The sequence below is a fragment of the Micropruina sp. genome (assembly GCF_027492755.1).
Classification (GTDB): domain Bacteria; phylum Actinomycetota; class Actinomycetes; order Propionibacteriales; family Propionibacteriaceae; genus Micropruina.
This window is the reverse complement of the sequence record NZ_JAPUED010000003.1, coordinates 1-4397: the sequence shown is the minus strand read 5'-3', so window position 1 is coordinate 4397 and position 4397 is coordinate 1. Positions and strand designations below refer to the sequence as shown.

At 67.9% G+C, this 4397-nt stretch carries 3 protein-coding genes; 1 reads left to right on the top strand and 2 read right to left on the bottom strand.

The features are described from left to right. Positions 1 to 51 precede the first annotated feature (51 nt). Together Q0066_RS00200 and Q0066_RS00195 are read right to left on the bottom strand one after the other, a co-directional pair. Positions 52 to 765: a glycerophosphodiester phosphodiesterase gene (locus tag Q0066_RS00200; RefSeq protein ID WP_298128834.1), complete on the bottom strand. Its 714-nt coding sequence runs from the start codon at positions 763 to 765 to the stop codon at positions 52 to 54. Between the two features lie 2 nt (positions 766 to 767). Further along, positions 768 to 2879, bottom strand: a complete 2112-nt coding sequence (locus tag Q0066_RS00195) for an acyltransferase family protein (protein ID WP_298128831.1) — start codon at positions 2877 to 2879, stop codon at positions 768 to 770. A gap of 65 nt (positions 2880 to 2944) precedes the next feature. Here Q0066_RS00195 and Q0066_RS00190 point away from each other — a divergent pair. Next, on the top strand, positions 2945 to 4397 hold a 1453-nt coding region (locus Q0066_RS00190; protein WP_298128829.1), incomplete at its 3' end, for a DUF885 domain-containing protein.

Here is a 4397-nt window from a genome sequence, read left to right as displayed (position 1 = left end):
GGGTCTCGACAAGCTCGACCAACGGTGGTCAGATCTCGACCCCCCGCCGAGTCACCAGTCGGGCCGCGCCTTGACCAGGTCGGTGAAGATGCCGTCGACACCGAGTCGTTCGCAACGCTGCCGGTGGGTGGTCTTGTTGACCGTCCAGACCCGCACCTTGAAGCCGGCGCGGTGGGCGCGGGTGACGAATCCGGGCACCATCAGCACGTGCCGCGGCGGATGCACCGCCTGGACGTCCAGTTCGCGGAAATACCGCCAGGGTTCGCGCAGCATCCCGTCGTGCACGGCGGCCAACTCCCCCGTCCAGCCGCGTTCCCGCAGCCGTTGCAGCGAATAGTGGTTGAACGACGAGAGCACCACGCGGTCACCGAGCTTCCGTTCGGCCACCAGGTCGAGCACCTTCTTCTCCAGGCCCTTGTAGGGCTTGACGCTGTTCTTCAACTCGATGTTGATCTGCTGACCACCGGACGCCAGCAGGTCGAGTACTTCGACGAGGCTGGGAATACGGGTAGCCATCGGATCGCCCTTGGGCTTGAGCAGCGACCGCAGCTTCTGCAGCTGTGCCAGCGTGAACCCCGACACCCCGCCGGTGCCGTCATGGGTGCGGTCGACCGTCTCGTCGTGGATCACCACCGGCACACCGTCGGAGGTCAGCTGCACATCGAGTTCGACGCCGTCCGCACCTGCCTCCATCGCCGCCGTGAAGGCGGCGATCGTGTTCTCCGGCTGCCGCGCGCTTGCTCCGCGGTGTGCCCAGATCTCCATCGTCACGCCCTCTCAATCGCCTGCATCAGCCTCGCCCGGACGAGGTCTGTCGTGGTCTCAACGTAATCTCGCGTCAGATGGTGCTGGTCCATCCACACTCTCACATTCCCAATCGTGGACACACAGAGCCGCTCGGGACAGACGAGATCGGACAGCTCCATGGTGTTCAGGCCCTTCACGCTTTTGACCAGCGGAATCAGCGGATTGGGGGTGTCCAGAATCGGATGCCCCGACTCGCAGGGCGGGTCATCGGGCTGCCGGTTCGCCTCGCACTGAGTCAACCCCACCTCGAAGCGAGGCGTATCGCGCATGGCGATCACCGTGCGTTCGGGCTTCACATGTTCCTCGAGCAGCTCCAGCCCGCTGGTCAGTGTGGTCTCGCCGTCGTCCTCCGATTTCGTCGCGACGGTGATCACCAGATCAGGATCGAGCGGCTCAATCGAATCGAGGACGTCCGGCCAGAAATCCGCACATTTCTCGACCTCGTTGATCGGATCCCCGGCCGGCGCAAGGTAACAGTTCTGCTCGTAGATCAGCAGAACCTGCCAGCCCTCCTGGCGGCCGATTTCGCGAATGGCCGTCGACCAATGCTGCATATGCGAATTGCCGACCAACAGCACCCGGGTGACGCCCTCGGCCGCCTGCAACGGCAGTGCGGATGCCGAAGCCGCCCCGGCACCACCCGCACCGGCGTCGTCCAGGCCCGGATCGGTCAACACCTGACACTGCTGCTGCGCCTTGGTCGGCAGCCGCCAGGAGGTCGGGCAGGCCGGCCCGGCCAGACCCCACTGGTAGGGGATGTCGGCGATCGTCGGGATCGGCGGCTCGGTGGGTTGTGACTGCGACCGGAACGCGGGGTCGAGTACCCGCGCGCCCGGGTGCTCGGCGATCGCATGAAGCCGCGCCTGCTCAGCCTGGGCCTGCTGTTCGGCTCGGTCCCGCTCGGCTTGGTAGGTGAGCAGTTGACGCCACCCGGTCACCGCACCCAGCACCAGCGCGATCGCGACCACCACCAACAGGCCGTCGCGCCACGGGCCCCAATGCGACGTCCGGTTACGCAGCGGCAGCTCCACCCATCGGTGCAGCGCGATGGCCAGCAGCACCGAACCCACGATGATCACACCCCCGGCGAGCAGGCTGGGCCGATCGGCGTCCAGCGTGACCACGTAGACGATCAGGATCGGCCAATGCACCAGGTACAGCGCGTACGAGGCGTTGCCCAATCCGGCGATCCAGCGGTGGCCGAGCAGCCGTCCGACGCTCCACCGACCCGGGTCGTCGCCGACCAGCACGATGGTCGCCGCCGCAGTCAGCGGAATCAGCGCGATCCAGCCGGGGAAGGCGTTGCGCACGTTCACCACGACGCCGACCAGCAGGATGGTGGCCAGCCCCAGCCAGCCGGCCGCGGTGCGCCAGGTCGAGCCCGGACGGCCCAACGACCGTCCGCCGGTGGCCACCAGGGCGAGCAGCGAGCCGAAGGCGAACTCCCACAGCCGGGCGCGGGTGTCGAAGTAGGCGAAGGTCTGGTCCACCGCCGTGATCCACACCGACCAGGCCAGCGAGGCCACGAAGATGAGGCCGAACGCACCGGCCAGCAACCGCCGGACCGGGACGTCCGGACGCCATCGAACGACCAGCGCGACGACGGCGAAGATCAGTGGCCAAGCCAGGAACACCGTGCCCTGGATCGACAACGACCAGAAATGCTGCAGTGGAATCGGCGCCCCACCGTAGTAATTCACGTCGTTCGCAGCCAGCCACCAGTTCTGCATGTAGAGGGCGCTGGCGATCGCCTGCTGCTGGATGTCGGGCCAGACGGCGATCGGCATCAGCCATTGCGCGGTGGCGACGACGGCCAGAATGGTGAGCGTGGCGAGCGGCACGATCCGGGCGAAGGTGCGCGTCCAGTAGCCGGCCAGGGCGAGCGGACGTCCGTCGTCCAGTTTGCGCGCGAACGATGAGGTCAGGAAGAAGGCCGACAACACCAGGAAGATGTCCACGCCTCCCGACACCCGGTCGAGCCACACGTGATAGACGACGACCAGTAGGACGGCGACGAAGCGCAGTCCTTGGATGTCTTGTCGCAACGGACGTCGCGAAGCGGTATTCGTCATCAAGCGGAGCAGTGTAGACGTGCCGGCTGTGGGCGTCGGCGGCCTCCGCGGGTAGGGTCCGTGGGGTGAGCACCCGTGAACCCAGCGAGGTGGATGCCCTCGCCGACGCCTACACGCTGGCCGCCGCCGACCTCGATCCGATCTTCGCCACCGAGATCGGGTTGTCCGGCTACGACCACCGGATGAGTGAGACCGACCCTGCCTTCCATGAGGCGCGCGACGCCCTGATCCGCGACACTTTGCGCAAGCTGGACGCCGTGGCCCCCCGCGACGCCGTCGACCGGGTGACGGTCGCCGCCATGAAGGAGCGGCTCGGGTTGACCCATGAGCTGCACGAGGCCGGCGAGCACTTCCGCGATCTGAACAACATCGCCTCCCCGCTGCAGGGTTTGCGCGACGTGTTCGACCTGATGCCGACCGAGACCGAGGAGCATTGGTCGAACATCGCCTCCCGGCTCGGCGGCGTGCCCCGCGCGGTCGACGGCTACCTGGCCTGCCTGCGCGAGGGCGTCCGGCGTGGCTCGGTGGCGCCCGCGTTGCAGGTCCGGGAGGGAATCAAGCAGGCCGGTGAACTCGCCGACACGGCGAACTCGTTCTTCACCGGCTTCCATCGCGAAGCCGGGCAGTCGGCGGCGTTGAGCGCCGAACTGGAGCGGGCCGGTGCGGCAGCCGCCGAGGCGTACGGCACGCTGCAGCAGTTCCTGCGCGAACTCGAGCCGGACGCCCCGTCCGCCGATGCCGCTGGACGGGACCGCTACCGGCTGTGGTCGCGGGTCTTCCTCGGCGCCGAGGTCGACCTCGACGAAACCTACGAGTGGGGCCTGGACGAGTTGGACCGCGTCGCCGCCGAGCAGGACGCCGTGATCGAGGCGATCGCCGGGAACGGCGCCGTCATCGACGACGCCGTCCGGGAACTGGACGCCGACCCCGAGCGGAAGCTGGTCGGCACCGCCGCGCTGCGGGAGTGGATGCAGTCCACCGCCGACGCGGCGATTCGGCAGCTGAACGGGGTGCATTTCGACATTCCCGACCAGGTGCAGCGCATCGAGTGCATGATCGCGCCGACCCAGAACGGCGGCATCTACTACACCGCGCCGTCGGACGACTTCTCCCGGCCCGGTCGGATGTGGTGGTCGGTGCCGCCGGGCGTCGAGGAGTTCAACACCTGGCGCGAGAAGACGACCGTCTACCACGAGGGTGTGCCGGGGCATCATCTGCAGCTGGGCCAGGCCGTCTACAACCGCGCCGAACTCAACATGTGGCGACGGCTGGTCTGCTGGGTCTCCGGCCACGGCGAGGGCTGGGCGCTGTACGCCGAACGGCTGATGGAGGAGTTCGGCTACATGGACGACCTCGGCGACAAGCTGGGCCTGCTCGACGGTCAGCGGATGCGGGCCACCCGGGTGGTGCTCGACATCGGCGTCCATCTCGGCAAGCCCGCGCCGCAGCGGTGGGGCGGCGGCACCTGGGACGCCGAGAAGGCCTGGGAGTTGCTGCGCGCCAACGTCAACATGGACG